Annotated in this window: 8 protein-coding genes and 2 riboswitches; of the genes, 2 read left to right on the top strand and 6 right to left on the bottom strand. The window is 64.5% G+C overall.

Annotated elements, in window-relative coordinates:
* Window positions 1-184: 184 nt before the first annotated feature.
* On the top strand, window positions 185-4,114 hold the full coding sequence (gene putA / locus DLM46_RS16100; protein WP_115101733.1) for a trifunctional transcriptional regulator/proline dehydrogenase/L-glutamate gamma-semialdehyde dehydrogenase: 3,930 nt from the start codon (window positions 185-187) through the stop codon (window positions 4,112-4,114).
* A gap of 87 nt (window positions 4,115-4,201) precedes the next feature.
* Window positions 4,202-5,350 carry a branched-chain amino acid ABC transporter substrate-binding protein gene (locus DLM46_RS16095; RefSeq protein ID WP_115101732.1) on the top strand — a complete coding sequence of 383 codons (1,149 nt, stop codon included), beginning with the start codon at window positions 4,202-4,204 and terminating at the stop codon, window positions 5,348-5,350.
* Between the two features lie 130 nt (window positions 5,351-5,480).
* Here the strand turns inward: DLM46_RS16095 and DLM46_RS16090 are convergent, their stop codons facing one another.
* The 6 genes from DLM46_RS16090 to gcvT all read right to left on the bottom strand — a co-directional run bounded on the left by DLM46_RS16090 (window position 5,481) and on the right by gcvT (window position 14,727).
* Window positions 5,481-7,202 (bottom strand): thiamine pyrophosphate-binding protein, encoded by a 1,722-nt coding sequence (locus DLM46_RS16090; protein ID WP_115101731.1) that lies wholly within the window; start codon window positions 7,200-7,202, stop codon window positions 5,481-5,483.
* A gap of 214 nt (window positions 7,203-7,416) precedes the next feature.
* Window positions 7,417-8,805: an L-serine ammonia-lyase gene (locus tag DLM46_RS16085; RefSeq protein WP_115101730.1), complete on the bottom strand. Its 1,389-nt coding sequence runs from the start codon at window positions 8,803-8,805 to the stop codon at window positions 7,417-7,419.
* A 27-nt stretch (window positions 8,806-8,832) separates the two neighbouring features.
* Entirely contained in the window at window positions 8,833-9,963 is a 1,131-nt protein-coding gene (locus DLM46_RS16080; protein WP_115101729.1) for an alginate lyase family protein, read from the bottom strand.
* Between the two features lie 122 nt (window positions 9,964-10,085).
* Window positions 10,086-13,016 carry an aminomethyl-transferring glycine dehydrogenase gene (gene gcvP / locus DLM46_RS16075; protein WP_115101728.1) on the bottom strand — a complete coding sequence of 977 codons (2,931 nt, stop codon included), beginning with the start codon at window positions 13,014-13,016 and terminating at the stop codon, window positions 10,086-10,088.
* A 70-nt stretch (window positions 13,017-13,086) separates the two neighbouring features.
* Entirely contained in the window at window positions 13,087-13,467 is a 381-nt protein-coding gene (gcvH, locus tag DLM46_RS16070) for a glycine cleavage system protein GcvH (protein WP_115101727.1), read from the bottom strand.
* Between the two features lie 141 nt (window positions 13,468-13,608).
* The gene (gene gcvT / locus DLM46_RS16065; protein ID WP_115101726.1) at window positions 13,609-14,727 is read right to left on the bottom strand and encodes a glycine cleavage system aminomethyltransferase GcvT; all 1,119 of its coding nucleotides are present in this window, start codon (window positions 14,725-14,727) and stop codon (window positions 13,609-13,611) included.
* Window positions 14,728-14,807: 80 nt separating this feature from the next.
* A riboswitch (glycine riboswitch) is annotated at window positions 14,808-14,965 on the bottom strand.
* A 22-nt stretch (window positions 14,966-14,987) separates the two neighbouring features.
* A riboswitch (glycine riboswitch) is annotated at window positions 14,988-15,089 on the bottom strand.
* Window positions 15,090-15,212 lie beyond the last annotated feature (123 nt).

Here is a 15,212-nt window from a genome sequence, read left to right as displayed (position 1 = left end):
GCACTGATCTCAACCGGTGTCGCCCGGCCGGGCGCGATCCGGCGCAAACCCCGGCTGCACAAAGCTTCCGCAAAGGTGCAACCATGCGCCATGAATGGTTGCACCTTTTTATTTGGAGGCGTACGATTCGGCCAACTTTTAGTCTTTCGCCAGCTTACGTTGACTGGTATCCGAAGAAGGAAACATGGCTAGCACCACCCTTGGCGTCAAGGTCGATGACCTCCTGCGTTCCCGGCTGAAAGATGCCGCCACTCGCCTCGAACGCACTCCGCACTGGCTGATCAAGCAGGCGATCTTCGCGTACCTCGAAAAGATCGAGCACGGCCAATTGCCTCCCGAACTGTCGGGCGCGACGGGCTCGGCCGATCTGGCCGATGGCGCCGCTGTCGAAGGAGAGGAAGACGGTGCGTCGCACCCGTTCCTCGAATTCGCGCAGAACGTGCAGCCGCAATCGGTGCTGCGCGCGGCGATCACGGCTGCGTATCGCCGTCCCGAGCCGGAATGCGTACCGTTCCTGCTGGGTCAGGCGCGTTTGCCGGCCAATCTCGCGGGCGACGTGCAGGCCATGGCGGGCAAGCTGGTCGAAACGCTGCGCACCAAAAGCAAGGGTGGCGGCGTCGAAGGGCTGATCCATGAGTTCTCGCTGTCGAGCCAGGAAGGCGTCGCGCTGATGTGCCTCGCCGAAGCGCTGCTGCGCATTCCCGACCGCGCCACGCGCGATGCGCTGATCCGCGACAAGATCAGCAAGGGTGACTGGAAATCGCACGTCGGCCAGGCGCCGTCGCTGTTCGTCAATGCCGCGACGTGGGGCCTGATGATCACCGGCAAGCTGGTGACGACCAATAGCGAAACGGGTCTGTCGTCGGCGCTCACGCGCCTGATCGGCAAGGGCGGCGAACCGCTGATCAGGAAGGGCGTCGACATGGCGATGCGCCTGATGGGCGAGCAGTTCGTCACCGGCGAGAACATTTCCGAAGCGCTGGCCAACAGCCGCAAGTACGAAGCGTGCGGTTTCCGCTATTCGTACGACATGCTCGGCGAAGCGGCGACCACCGAAGCCGACGCGCAGCGCTACTACGCGTCGTACGAACAGGCGATCCACGCGATCGGCAAGGCTGCCGGCGGCCGCGGCATCTATGAAGGCCCGGGCATCTCGATCAAGCTGTCGGCTTTGCACGCGCGCTATTCGCGTTCGCAGCAGGAACGCACGATGAGCGAACTGCTGCCGCGCGTGCGCTCTTTGGCGATCCTCGCGCGGCGCTATGACATCGGCCTGAACATCGACGCCGAAGAAGCCGACCGCCTCGAAATTTCGCTCGATCTGCTCGAAGCGCTGTGCTTCGATCCGGAGCTGGCCGGCTGGAACGGCATTGGCTTCGTGGTGCAGGCGTATCAGAAGCGCTGCCCGTTCGTGATCGACTACATCGTCGACCTCGCGCGACGCAGCCGGCACCGCATCATGGTGCGCCTCGTGAAGGGGGCGTACTGGGACACCGAAATCAAGCGCGCGCAAGTGGACGGCCTCGAAGGCTATCCGGTCTACACGCGCAAGATCTACACGGATGTCTCCTACCTCGCCTGCGCGAAGAAGCTGCTCGGCGCGCCGGATGCGGTCTATCCGCAGTTCGCGACGCACAACGCACACACGCTGTCGGCGATCTATCACCTCGCGGGCAATAACTATTACCCCGGCCAGTACGAGTTTCAGTGCCTGCACGGCATGGGTGAGCCGCTGTACGAGGAAGTCACCGGCCGCGACAAGCTGAACCGTCCGTGCCGCGTGTATGCGCCGGTCGGCACGCATGAAACGCTGCTCGCCTACCTCGTGCGCCGTCTGCTGGAAAACGGCGCGAACACGTCGTTCGTGAACCGTATCGCCGATGAAAGCGTGGCGATCAAGGACCTGATCGCCGACCCGGTCGACGAAGCGTCGAAGATCATGCCGCTGGGCGCGCCGCACGCGAAGATTGCATTGCCGCGCAATCTGTACGGCGCCGAGCGCCTCAATTCGATGGGCCTCGATCTGTCGAACGAACATCGTCTGGCGTCGTTGTCGTCGGCGCTGCTGGCGAGCGCGCATCATCCGTGGCGCGCCGCGCCGATGCTCGAAGACAGCGAAATCGCCAGCGGCGCCGCCCGCGACGTGCGCAATCCGGCCGATCACCGCGATCTGGTCGGCACGGTGGTCGAGGCCACGGCGGAGCACGTGAGCGCCGCCCTCGCCCATGCCGTGGCCGCCGCGCCGATCTGGCAAGCCACGCCGGTCGATGCGCGCGCCGATTGTCTCGCACGTGCCGCCGACCTGCTCGAAGCGCAGATGCACACGCTGATGGGTCTGGTGGTGCGTGAAGCCGGTAAATCGCTGCCGAACGCAGTGTCGGAAATCCGCGAGGCGATTGACTTCCTGCGCTATTACTCGACGCAGATCCGCAACGAGTTCTCCAACGACACGCACCGCCCGCTCGGCCCGGTCGTGTGTATCAGCCCGTGGAATTTCCCGCTGGCGATTTTCATGGGCCAGGTGGCGGCCGCACTCGCAGCAGGTAACACGGTGCTCGCCAAACCGGCCGAACAGACGCCGCTGATCGCCGCGCAAGCCGTGCGCATCCTGCGCGAAGCCGGCGTGCCGGCCGGCGCGGTGCAACTGCTGCCGGGCGGCGGCGAAACTGTCGGCGCGGCGCTGGTGGCCGATCCGCGCACCCGCGCGGTGATGTTCACCGGTTCGACCGAAGTCGCGCGTCTGATCAACAAGGCCTTGTCGGGCCGCCTCGATCCGGACGGCAAGCCGATTCCGCTGATCGCCGAAACCGGCGGCCAGAACGCGATGATCGTCGATTCGTCGGCGCTGGCGGAACAGGTGGTCGCGGACGTGCTGCAATCGTCGTTCGACTCGGCCGGTCAACGGTGTTCCGCGTTGCGCGTTCTCTGTCTACAAGACGATGTCGCGGACCGCACGCTGGAAATGCTGACCGGCGCGATGCGCGAACTGGCAGTGGGCAATCCGGATCGTCTGTCGATCGACGTCGGTCCGGTGATCGATCTCGACGCGAAGCGCGGCATCGACGCGCATATCGCGGCGATGCGCGAGAAGGGCCGCAAGGTCGAGCAACTGCCGGTGCCGGATGGCTGTGCACAAGGCACCTTCGTGCCGCCGACGCTGATCGAGCTCGACAGCATCGACGAGCTGAAGCGCGAAGTGTTCGGCCCGGTGCTGCACGTGGTGCGTTACCGCCGCAGCCAGCTGGACAAGCTGCTCGAACAGATCCGCACGACCGGCTATGGCCTCACGCTCGGCATCCATACGCGGATCGATGAAACGATCGCTCACGTGATCAGCCGCGCGCATGTCGGCAACATCTACGTGAACCGCAACGTGATCGGCGCGGTGGTGGGGGTTCAGCCGTTCGGCGGCGAAGGTCTGTCGGGCACGGGTCCGAAGGCGGGCGGCGCGCTGTATCTGCAACGTCTGCTGGCCACGCGCCCGGCGGGTTTGCCGAAGTCGTTGGCGCAGGCGCTGGTCGTGGATGCACCGCAAGCCGCTGAAAACAGCGACAATCCGTCCGCCGCGCTGACCGCGTTGCGCGACTGGCTGATCGCCGAACAGCAGCCCGTGCTGGCCGCACGCTGCGACGGTTATCTGTCGCATGTGCCGGCAGGCGCAACTGCGGTATTGTCGGGGCCCACCGGCGAGCGCAACACTTACACGCTGGGCGCGCGCGGCACGGTGCTCTGCATCGCGTCGACGGCGAGCGGCGCGCGCATGCAGCTCGCGGCGGCGCTGGCTACGGGAAATCGAGCGGTGTTCGAAGGCGCGGCCGGGGAACAATTGGTGTCTCAGCTGCCCACGGCGCTGAAGTCTCACGCAAGCATGAAGAAGAGTGCCGATACGCCTTTCGATGCGGTGCTGTTCGAAGGCGACAGCGACGAACTGCTGGCGCTGGTGAAGGAGGTCGCGAAGCGTCCGGGGCCGATCGTCTCGGTGCAAGGCGTCGCGGCGCGCGCACTGGAAAGCGGCGACGAAGATTACGCGCTCGAGCGTCTGTTGACGGAACGCTCGGTCAGCGTAAATACGGCAGCAGCAGGCGGTAATGCGAATTTGATGACGATCGGTTGAGCGAACCTCACCGGTCCTCTCAATAGAACGGAAGCGGTACGGCGACCCCGAAACCGCTCCATCCACACCTGGTACCAAGGAGAAGCTATGCAACACAAGATGAAACAGCTGGCAGGCGCAGCGCTGGTTGCAGCGATGTCGCTGGCGGGGACGGCCAACGCTCAATCGACGGAAGACGTGAAGATCGGCTTTGCCGGTCCGATGACGGGCGCGCAGGCGCATTACGGCAAGGACTTCCAGAACGGCATCACGCTGGCGGTGGAAGACATGAACGCCACCAAGCCGGTGATCGGCGGCAAGCAGGTTCGCTTCGTGCTGGATTCGGCCGACGACCAGGCTGACCCGCGCACCGGCACGACCGTTGCACAGAAGCTGGTGGATGACGGCATCAAGGGCATGCTTGGCCACTTCAACTCGGGCACCACGATTCCGGCTTCGCGCATCTACGCGAACGCGGGCATTCCCGAAATCGCGATGGCGACGGCGCCGGAATACACGCAACAAGGCTTCAAGACCACCTTCCGCATGATGACGTCCGACACGCAGCAAGGTTCGGTCGCCGGCACGTTCGCGGTGAAGAGCCTGGGCATGAAGAAGATCGTGATCGTCGACGACCGCACGGCTTACGGCCAGGGTCTGGCTGATCAGTTCGAGAAGGCGGCGAAGGCAGCGGGCGGCACGATTGTCGATCGCGAATACACGAACGACAAGGCCGTCGACTTCAAGTCGATCCTGACCAAGCTGAAGTCCGTGAACCCGGACCTGGTGTACTACGGCGGCGCAGATTCGCAAGCGGCACCGATGGTCAAGCAGATGAAGACGCTCGGTATCAAGGCGCCGCTGATGGGTGGCGAAATGGTCCACACGCCGACCTTCCTGAAGATCGCCGGCGATGCCGCGAACGGCACGGTGGCGTCGCTCGCGGGCCTGCCGCTGGAAGAAATGCCGGGCGGCAAGGACTACGTCGCGAAGTACAAGGCGCGTTTCAACGAGGACGTGCAAACGTACTCGCCGTACGCGTACGACGGCGCGATGGCGCTGTTCACCGCGATGAAGAAGGCGAACTCGACCGATCCGGCCAAGTACCTGCCGATGCTCGCGAAGACTTCGATGCCGTCAGTGACGTCGGCGGACCTCGCGTATGACGCGAAGGGCGACCTGAAGAACGGCGGCATCACGCTGTACAAGGTTGTCGACGGCAAGTGGACGACGCTGCAAAGTGTGGGCGGCAAGTAAGCGTTTTAGCCTGAGCTTTGAGCGCCGCGGCCGGGTTTGGCGCGGCACTCGACACGCAAAAGCCCTGCGGGTGGTGGAGCCGCAGGGCTTTTTCCTTGATGCGTTGCTGTATGCAATTTGCGCTATCGCTTCACGACTCTCCCCGCAGCTTGCGCCCCTGCTCCCGAATCTGCTCCAGCGTCGCGCCTGGCGTGCTCGCCTCTTGCGGCATGCGAATCTCGATCACGGCCGCACGCTTCGCCTCAATCGCACGCTGCAATGCCGGCAGAAAGTCTTCAGTGCGCTCCACTGTCTCGCCGTGCGCGCCGAACGAGCGCGCGAACGCCGCGAAATCCGGATTCGTGAGACCGGTGCCGTGCACGCGATTCGGATAGTGCCGTTCCTGATGCATCCGGATCGTGCCGAATTGGCTGTTGTTCACGACGATAAAAATCACATGCAGGTCGTATTGCATCGCTGTCGCCAGTTCCTGCGCGGACATCATGAAGCAGCCGTCGCCAGCCAACGCGACCACCGCGCGCTGCGGATACAGCGACTTCGCTGCAATCGCCGCCGGCACGCCGTAGCCCATCGCGCCGCTGGTCGGCGCGAGTTGCGAGCGGAAATGCCGATACGAGAAGTGCCGATGCAGCCATATCGCGTAATTGCCGGCACCGTTGGTGACGATCGCATCTTCGGGCAGATGCGCGCGCAATTGCTGGATGACTTCGCCCATTTGCACGTTGCCTGGAATCTGACGCGGTTTGCGCCAGTCGAGATACGCGCTATGGGCCTCTTGCGCCGTGCCGGACCATGCGGGCGTGCCGGAAGACGGCTTTAGCCCGGCAAGCAGCGCGGTCAGCTCCGGCATGCCGGAGACGATCGGCAGATCCGCCGCGTACACGCGCCCGAGTTCCTCCGCGCCTTGATGCACGTGAACCAGCGTTTGTGTGGTCTTCGGGATATCGAGCAGCGTGTAGCCGTTCGTGGTTGCTTCGCCCAATCGAGGGCCCAGTGTGAGCAACAGGTCCGCATCGCGGATGCGTTGCGCGAGCGCCGGATTGATGCCGAGGCCGACGTCGCCGGCGTAGTTCGGATGTTCGTTGTCGAGCGTGTCCTGGAAGCGGAACGCGAGGCCGATCGGCAGTTGCCAGTTCTCGACGAAGCGTTGCAGGTCCGCGCACGCTGCCGGCGTCCAGCCGCTGCCGCCGGCGATCACCATCGGCCTTTGCGCGCCTTCCAACAGTTGCCGCAACTGTTCGATCTGCGCCGCGGACGGCGATGCCGCGACGCGCTTGTAGGCTGGTGCGCCGGCAACCACAGCGCATGCGTCGCTCAACACGTCTTCCGGCAACGACAGTACGACTGGCCCCGGACGTCCCGACGTCGCGGTGTGAAACGCATGACTCAGATATTCGGGAATGCGCTTGGGGTCGTCGATTTGCGCGACCCACTTCGTCATCTGACCGAACATGCGCCGGTAGTCGATTTCCTGAAAGGCTTCGCGGTCGAGATGTTCGCGCGCGCATTGGCCGATCAGCAGAATCATCGGTGTCGAATCCTGGAATGCAGTGTGCACGCCGATCGACGCATGCGTCGCGCCCGGTCCGCGCGTGACGAGCGCAACGCCCGGACGGCCGGTCAGTTTTCCGACGGCTTCAGCCATGTTGGCTGCCGCTGCTTCGTGCCGGCAGACGATGGTCTGGATACGCCCGGTTTCGTCGTGCAGCGAATCCAGAACGGCGAGGAAGCTCTCACCGGGCACACAAAAGACACGTTCGACACCGTGCGTCAGCAAGGCGTCGACGACGAGACGCGCGCCGGTGGTTTGGGCGGTGGGAGAACCGGAAACGGGCGTATTCGGCAGCGACATTGCGATGAAGTCTCCTGACATTGCGTGAGTGCGGTCGGATGATGCGGCATCGGCCTGAAGCCAGCCGATACGCGCTGGCACAGCTTACGCCGAGCGCGCGTCCGATGTCACGGCGCGGCGCAACTGTCATACGTACGCATCACATGAGACGCAAAAACAAAAACGCGGGCCGAGGCCCGCGTCGAATGCCACTTGCGATCACGTGCAAGCGCTCTCAACACTCGACGATATTCACCGCCAACCCGCCGCGCGAGGTTTCCTTGTACTTCGTCTTCATATCCGCGCCGGTCTCGCGCATCGTCTTGATGACCGAGTCGAGCGACACGTAGTGGCTGCCGTCGCCGCGCAACGCCATCCGCGCCGCATTGACCGCCTTCACCGACGCCATCGCATTGCGTTCGATGCACGGAATCTGCACCATCCCGCCGACCGGATCGCACGTCAGCCCGAGGTTGTGTTCCATACCGATTTCAGCCGCATTCTCGACCTGCCGCGGCGTGCCGCCCATCACCGCGGCGAGCGCGCCCGCGGCCATCGAACAGGCGACGCCCACTTCGCCCTGGCACCCGACTTCCGCGCCCGAAATCGACGCGTTCAGCTTGTACAGAATGCCGATCGCCGCCGCCGTCATGAGGAAGTCGATCACGCCTTGCTCGTTCGAGCCCGGCATGAAGCGCGTGTAGTAATGCAGCACCGCCGGAATGATGCCGGCCGCGCCGTTGGTCGGCGCGGTGACCACGCGCCCGCCCGCGGCGTTTTCTTCGTTGACGGCGATGGCGTACAGGTTGATCCAGTCGACCATCGACAGCGGATCGCGCAGCGCCAGTTCCGGATTGCCCGACAGCGCGCGATACAGCTGCGGCGCGCGGCGCTTCACCTGGAACGGGCCGGGCAAATTGCCGTCGGCAGCGGGATTGTTGATGCCGCAGCCGCGCGCCACGCACGACTGCATCACGTCCCAGATCTTCAGCAAGCCTGCACGCGTCTCTTCTTCGGTGTGCCAGACGCGCTCGTTTTCCCACATCAGCTGCGCGATGCTCTTGCCGGTCGATTGGCACAGTGCGAGCAACTCGTTGCCGCTGCGGAACGAGTGCGGCAATTGATCGACGGCGCTCAGCACCTTCGTGTTCGGTGCGCCCGCCGTCACCACAAAGCCGCCGCCCACCGACAGATAGGTGGACTCGCGCAACGTCTGCCCTTGCGCGTCGAACGCGCGCAGCGTCAGGCCGTTCGGGTGCTCGGACAGCGCCTGCCGATAAAACGAAATGTGATCTTTTTGCACGAACGGCACGACGTGCGTGCCGAGCAAAGCCAGCTTGCGTGATACCCGCACCGCTTCGAGACGCTGCACGATCGTGTCGGGGTCGACGGTGTCAGGCGCATCGCCCATCAGCCCGAGCATCACGCCGCGATCCGTGCCGTGGCCCTTGCCGGTTGCGCCGAGCGAACCATACAGATCCACCTTCACCGATGCCGTCGCGCCCAGCAGCCCGTCGCGTTCGAGCCCTTGCGCGAACATCAGCGCCGCACGCATCGGCCCGACCGTATGCGAACTGGACGGACCAATGCCGATTTTGAAGAGGTCGAATACGCTGACTGCCATGACTGCTCCCTGCTGATAAAAGTAAGTTTAGCGCGCCGGCAGCGGTAAGCACACGGCGAGCCACGCGGGCGGCGCCGGTGCGAGCTGCAACGCGATCGGCGTATAGCGTCCATCGAGACGCGCCGCCAGGTGAAACAGTTCCGTCGCGCTTTTCGGGTCCCACTGACCCGAATAGCCGGGCAAGCCGGCCTCGCGACGTTGGGCATCGAACGCGACGTTCGAATGCACGAATTCTTCATGCGTCTTGCTGCCATCCGCATACGGCGCAAGCCAGTTGAGCGCGCCTGCCAGCGATGCGCCGTTCGTGCCCTGCTCCGGCAACCAGTTGCGGTTGTGGCGGCGCGCGGCGAGCGCGGCCGTCACGAGCGGCTGCAGGTCATAGGTGACGTAGTGCAGTGCGTCGCGCTCGCCGAAATCCACGGTCGAGCCGTCCGGCGCGATGTTGTCGCCGATATGCTCGTCGAACAGGCGCTGCGCCGCGTTGATCATCTTGCGGTTATCGAGCGTGAACGCGGCCATCGCGACCAGCTTGATTCGATGACTTTGCCAGTTGTTGCGGTACGTGCCCTTGAGCGGGCGCGGCTGCGCGTCGATCTGCGCGATGTAGCCGCTGGCGAGCTTCGTCAGAAATGCCATTGACGCGTTGCGGGTTTTCACCGGCAACGCGCTCGCGGTCATGTCGTAGGCGAGGATCAGGCCCTCAAAATGGGTTTCGTCGATGGGATTGAAGCTCGGCTGGTAAGTCGTGACCCATGCGAACAGCAAACGGTCGACCAGCTTCAGATAACGATCGTCGCTGGTCGCGCGCCATGCCAGCGCGGCGTCGCGCAGCAGAGCGAGATCTTTTTCCGCCTCGACACTCTGATCGTAGATGCCCGCATGCGGCAGCGTGCCTTCGGTATGCAGTTTCGCGAGGGCGCGCGGCGGGTCGTTCAGATGCGCCTGCACGTTGCTCACCAGGGCTTTGACGCCGGGATCCGCGCTGGTCCGCTCGCTGGTTTGCAGCGCGGGCGCCGCACAAAAATTCATCGCGGCTCGCGCTTGCCGCAGCGGCAGCAGCACGGCCGCGCTAGCCAACAATAGCGCGCACGCCTGCTGCCGCGTCTGGGCTCGCCTTATTTCGGTCCGGCTTTGCATCAATCGCACCTTTCGCGCCATGCGAAACTCCTCGTTGGGCTGATTCGGTGTGTGATGTTAGCCGTTTGCGGGCACGAACGACAGAACCTCGCAGTGCCCGCTTACAACCTGCGGGCAATGCGCGGTAGCGGTAATGGCCGCGATTACTCGTAGTCGGCGACCGGCACGCAGGAACAGAACAGATTGCGGTCGCCGTACACGTTGTCAGCACGGCCGACGGGCGGCCAGTACTTCTTCGCGATCAGCGTGGGCAGCGGATAGGCCGCAGTTTCGCGCGCATACGCATGCTTCCAGTCATTCGCGATGACTACCGCTGCCGTATGCGGCGCATGCTTGAGCGGATTGTCTTCGCGGTCCGAGCGGCCTTCTTCGACCGCGCGGATTTCCTCGCGGATCGCGATCATCGCTTCGATGAAACGGTCGAGTTCTTCCTTCGATTCCGATTCGGTCGGCTCGACCATCAGCGTGCCCGGCACCGGGAAGCTCATGGTCGGCGCGTGGAAGCCGTAGTCGGCGAGGCGCTTGGCGACGTCGTCGACGGTAATGCCGCTCGTCTCCTTGAGCGGGCGCAGATCGAGAATGCACTCGTGCGCGACCAGTCCGCCCGGGCCCGAATACAGCACCGGATAATGCGGCGCGAGCTTGTTCGCAACATAGTTCGCGTTGAGGATCGCGGTTTCGGTGGCGGCGGCGAGGTTCTTCGCGCCCATCATCGCGATGTACATCCACGAGATCGGCAGGATCGAAGCGGAGCCGTACGGTGCGCCCGATACCGCGCCAATGCCGTTCGGCGTGCGTTCGTAGCCCGACGAAATCTGGTTCGGCAGGAATTGCGCGAGATGCGCGCCGACCGCAACCGGACCGACGCCCGGTCCGCCGCCGCCGTGCGGAATGCAGAACGTCTTGTGCAGGTTCAGATGCGACACGTCGCCGCCGAACTGGCCCGGCGCACACAGGCCGACCATTGCGTTCATGTTCGCGCCGTCCACATAGACCTGGCCGCCGTGTGCATGCACGATCTCGCAGATTTCGCGGACGTTCTGCTCGAACACGCCGTGCGTCGACGGATACGTGATCATGATCGCCGCGAGTTTCCCGGCGTGTTGCGCGGCTTTCTTCTGCAGGTCTTCGATATCGACGTTGCCTTGCGCGTCGCACGCGATCACGACCACCTGCATGCCGGCCATGTGTGCCGAAGCGGGGTTCGTGCCGTGCGCCGAAGCGGGAATCAGGCAGACGTTGCGGTGCCCTTCGCCGCGCGACGCGTGGTACGCGTGAATGATCAGAAGGCCCGCATATTCGCCTTGCGAGCCGGCGTTCGGTTGCAGCGACACGGCCGCGTAGCCGGTGGCCGCGACCAGCATCTGTTCGAGCTGATCGATCATTTCGCGGTAGCCGACCGTTTGCTCGGCCGGAGCAAACGGGTGAATCTGACCGAATTCGGGCCACGTGACCGGCAGCATTTCCGAGGTCGCGTTCAGCTTCATCGTGCACGAGCCGAGCGGGATCATCGAGCGGTCGAGCGCGAGGTCCTTGTCCGACAGGCTGCGCAGATAGCGCAGCATTTCCGTTTCCGAATGGTGACGGTTGAACACGTGGTGCGTGAGATAGGCGCTGGTGCGCTCGAGCGCTGCCGGCACCGTGCCCTGTGCGGGGAGTTCCGCTTCAAGGGCATCGATTTGCGGGACTTCGTCGACAAAGGCTGCTTGCGCGAACGCGGCGAGCAGGTCGGCGAGATCGCTGCGCTTGGTGGTTTCGTCGATCGAGATGCCCACGCGCGTGTCGCTCACGCGGCGCAGATTGATGCGCCTCGCCGTCGCCGCGTCATGCAGCGCCTGGGTGCGCGCGCCGGTTTCGAACGTGAGCGTGTCGAAGAAGGTCTCATTGACGAGCGTATAGCCGAGCTTGTTCGCGCCGGCTGCGAGCAGCGCCGCAATACGGTTCACACGCAGCGCGATCGTCTTGAGACCTTGCGGGCCGTGATAGACCGCGTACATGCTCGCCATGATCGCGAGCAGCGCCTGCGCGGTGCAGACGTTCGAGGTCGCTTTCTCGCGGCGGATATGCTGTTCGCGCGTTTGCAGCGCGAGACGCAGCGCCGGATTGCCTTGCGCGTCGACTGTGACGCCGACCAGGCGCCCCGGCATCTGACGCTTGAATTCGTCGCGCACGGCGAGGTACGCCGCATGCGGGCCGCCGAAACCGACCGGCACGCCGAAACGCTGCGTATTGCCGACGGCCACGTCCGCGCCCCATTCGCCCGGCGGCGTGAGCACGGTGAGCGCGAGCAGATCGGCGGCGACCACCACATGGCCGCCTGCGGCGTGGATCGCTTCGGTCAGTGCGCGGTAGTCGCGCACGTCGCCGTTCACGCCCGGGTATTGCAGCAGCACGCCGAACGCGTTGGCGTTCGCGGCGTCCGCGGCCGGGCCCACTTTCACTTCGATGCCGACCGGCGTCGCGCGGGTCTTCACCACTTCGATGGTTTGCGGCAGCACGTCGTCGGCCACGAAGAACACGTTCGACCTCGGCTTGCCGACGCGTTGCAGCAGCGTCATCGCTTCGGCGGCGGCGGTGGCTTCGTCGAGCAGCGATGCGTTCGAGATCGCCAGACCCGTCAGGTCGACGATCATCTGCTGGAAGTTCAGCAGCGCTTCCAGACGGCCCTGTGAGATTTCCGGCTGGTACGGCGTGTACGCGGTGTACCACGCCGGATTTTCCAGCACGTTGCGCAGGATCACCGTCGGCGTGTGCGCGTTGTAATAGCCCTGCCCGATGTACGAGCGGAACACCTGGTTCTTGTCCGCCAGTTCACGTAACGCGGCGAGCGCTTCGGCCTCGCTCTTCGGCTGGGAGAAGGGGCCGAGCGGCAGCGCTTCGCCGCGGCGGATCGTCTTCGGGATGACGGCGTCGATCAGCGCGGCGCGCGACGCGAAGCCCAAGGCTTCGAGCATCGCATGCTGGTCGGCCGAATCCGGGCCGATGTGCCGTTCGGCGAAGGCGTCATGCACTTCGAGCGCGGCGAGCGAGAGAGGAGTGCGGTTCATCAGACGATCCGGGTGTTCGAGCTTCATGGGTGTTCCTGGCGGTGCGGCGCGCCATGCTGACGCAGGCCGCACCTGACGGTTTAGACGAGTAGGTGAATCAGGCGCCGATCGACTTCGAGTACGCGTCGGCGTCGATCAAGCGATCTTGCGTGGCGCCGTCGGCCGGCTTGATCTTGAAGAGCCAGCTTTCGTACGGCGCGCTGTTGACGGAATCAGGCGTGTCGGTCACGGCCGTGTTCGCTTCGATGATTTCGCCGGAGACCGGCGCGTAGATATCGGATGCGGCTTTCACCGATTCGATCACGGCGACGGTGTCGCCTGCCGTCACGGTCTTGCCCAATTCCTGGACTTCGAAGAAGACGATGTCGCCGAGCGCTTCCTGCGCGTGGTCGGTAATGCCGACCGTCAGCGTGCCGTCCGTTTCGGTGCGGACCCATTCGTGCGATTCGGTGTATTTCAGATCGGCCGGGATGCTCATCGGATGCTCCTATGCGGTGTAATTCGGTAGGGACTTCATAAAGGGGCTCCCAAACCTGTCGCTTCGCGCCAGGCCCCCGGGGGGGCAAGAAAACTTGGGGCGGGCCCGGGGTTTTCTTGCGGGAGACGCACGCGCGGCCGCTTAAACCGCCAGCACTTTGCCGTTGCGCACGAACGGCAGTTTTACCACGCTTGCGGGAAGGGCTTTGTCACGAATCTGAACGTGAACGGTGTCGCCCGGCTGCACGCCTTTCGGCACGCGTGCGAAGGCGATCGATTCCTGCATGGTCGGCGAAAAGGTGCCGCTCGTGATTTCGCCGTCGCCGTGCGGCGTGACGACTTTTTGGTGCGCGCGCAGCACGCCTGCCGCCTTGCCGTTGTCCTTCAGCAGAATCAGCCCGACGAACGCAGCCTTCGAGCCTTCTGCTTCGAGCTTGTCCCGGCCGACGAAGTCGCGCGGCGACGTCAGATCGACGGTCCATGCGAGACCGGCGTCGAGCGGCGAGACGTTGTCGTCCATATCCTGCCCGTACAGGTTCATGCCGGCTTCGAGGCGCAGCGTGTCGCGCGCGCCGAGACCCGCCGGGCGCACGCCTTGTGCTTGCAGCGCGTTCCACAGCGCGACGACGTGATCCGCCGGGACGATGATTTCGAAGCCGTCTTCGCCGGTGTAGCCGGTGCGCGCGACGGTCAATTCGCCGAACGGCGTGCCTTCGACGCGAGCGGCGTTGAAGGGCTTTAGAGCTTCGGTGGCGGCGCGCACCGCCGGCACGGTTTGCCAGACTTTTTCGCGCGCATTCGGGCCTTGCACGGCGACGATCGCGTCATCGCGGCGCGGCGTGATGGTCAGGCCGAAGCCGCCATCGGCGTTGAGCTGGACGAACCAGGCGATGTCTTTATCGGCGGTGCCGGCGTTGACGACCACGCGGAAGTGATCTTCGCCGAAGTAATAGACGATCAGATCGTCGATCACGCCGCCGTTCGGATTCAGCAGGCAGGAGTAGAGCGCGCGGCCCAGCGTTTGCAGCTTGGCGACGTTGTTCGCCAGGGCGTATTCGAAGAAGGCGCGCACGCGCTCGCCGGTGAAATCGACGACGCACATGTGCGAGACGTCGAACATGCCGGCGTCGGTGCGCACGGCGCGGTGTTCGTCGATCTGCGAGCCGTAGTTGACGGGCATGTCCCAGCCGCCGAAATCGACCATGCGGGCGTTGAGCGCGCGATGGGTGGCGTTGAGCGGGGTGTGTTTGAGTTCGGTCATGGGGCCTCGGGCATCTCGCGAAACAAAAAAGGCCATGCGGCGCGACGCCTCGCGGCCTGATGCCTGCGAGCGATGCGTTGCATGACCCCTCTGTCCTCGATACCTGAGAGATTGCGCTGCCGGGCGACGTGATTCGAATCGCTACGGTGAAACGCGCGCCCCTTCGGTGGGCAGCCTGCCTAAGTCTGAGTCATATGCACGACGCAGACGGCTACTGCCGCTCTCCAGAGTGCGAAAAACCTTGGCCGTGAGGCGGGTTCTTCGACGCGGCCGGTCCTTTTGCCTGAGAGTTTGCGGGTGTGCCCCTTCGGCGGCGCGGCCTGCTGAACAATGCGGCCAGCGCGCTCTCCCGACGCGTGCGGCGAATGTACGCGAGGGCCGGGGGCTTGTCAAATAAAGGCCTGCGAGCGGCATGTCGACTGGCGCGGCGGGCTCGCGCACCGCAAAAAAAAGCGCGGGACGTGATGCCCGCGCTATGGCTGCCG

Origin of the sequence: Paraburkholderia lacunae, from assembly GCF_003353175.1 — a bacterium.
In the GTDB taxonomy this organism is placed as follows: Bacteria; Pseudomonadota; Gammaproteobacteria; order Burkholderiales; family Burkholderiaceae; genus Paraburkholderia; species Paraburkholderia lacunae.
Note: the sequence above shows the minus strand (reverse complement) of the source record. Positions and strands in the feature narration are given on the sequence as shown.